Raw genomic sequence first — 1,224 nt, forward strand, 5'->3', positions numbered from 1 at the left:
GCGCTATCGTATTACGGAACATAAACGTCAGTTACCGGCTAGCATGTTTGATGAATGGTGGAAATGAGAGAAATGCCCATATTAGGTATATCTAATATGGGCATTATTTTGACTGATTTCTTTCATAAAACAAAAAAGAGGCGGAAAAAGTGTAATTTAACAAATTGTTTTCTCATACACACTTTGTTATTCTTACGCACTTTGGTATAATGAAGTGCTTTTAATATTATTGAGGAGGAACATTTTTTATGGCAGTTGAAGTAGGTAGCAAGGTACAAGGTAAAGTAACAGGTATTACTAATTTTGGAGCATTTGTAGAATTACCTGGAGGTCAAACTGGGCTTGTACATATTAGTGAGGTAGCTGACAGCTATGTAAAAGACATTAATGACCATCTTAAAGTTGGTCAAGAGATTGAAGTGAAAGTCGTTAATGAGAAAGACGGAAAAATTGGATTATCGATTAAAAAAGCAATAGATAAACCTGAAAGACCCTCATCTTCTTATTCACAACGCCCGCCACGTCAGGCAAGAAATAATGATAATCGTTCTAAAAGCAACTTCCAACCAAAGGAAAACTTCGAACAAAAAATGGCGCGTTTCTTAAAAGATAGTGAAGATAATTTATCTACACTAAAACGCAGCACTGAATCAAAACGAGGTGGCAGAGGCGGAAGACGCGGATAAATCCCTTCCACTTTAACTACTTTATTATATAGCTGAAGCAAGCCAATAAAAATTGGCTTGCTTCTTTTTTGTAATAGCTTAAGTACATGCGCTAGAAGAGTAAAGAGAAGGTTAGGTACTACTTGGTTGTAAAGTAGATGCCAATAGTGACAAGTGATGAGAGAAGATCAAGGATGAGTAGGATGAAATTTAAATCTATCATAATCATGCCTCCCTTTGTGCGAGCGTTGACGTTAGTATCTGCAAGATCTCATTTTATTATTCGTAATTTTTGAAAATTTCATTTAATTAAGTGCGATATTTTATATTAAATTAAACTATGTTCTAAATAATAAGTGATAAAATAAAAAACGCTTATAAGAACAATTTTCTTAAAATAATAAAAAAACCTTATAAGTAACCGAAGAGAAAGTAGGGATGAGTCCCTGATAAAAATAGCCAAATTAACAGAAATTCGTCAGTATTCTTGTATATTCATCTAATCTACTCATAATTTTAGGAATAAAAAAGTTACAGAAAGACGAGAAATAGACAAAAT

1 protein-coding gene is annotated in these 1,224 nt (G+C 33.1%); it reads left to right on the forward strand.

The genetic code is table 11. The features are described from left to right. The first annotated feature begins 248 nt into the window (after window positions 1-248). Window positions 249-686, forward strand: a complete 438-nt coding sequence (locus AC1DRF_RS28580) for a S1 domain-containing RNA-binding protein (protein WP_013056909.1) — start codon at window positions 249-251, stop codon at window positions 684-686. The last annotated feature ends 538 nt before the right edge of the window (window positions 687-1,224 follow it).

This window comes from Priestia sp. P5_B4, from assembly GCF_056400385.1.

Excerpts from the sequence above, each read along its gene's own strand:
- AC1DRF_RS28580 (WP_013056909.1), top strand. The coding sequence starts at position 249 with ATGGCAGTTGAAGTAGGTAGCAAGGTACAAGGTAAAGTAACAGGTATT.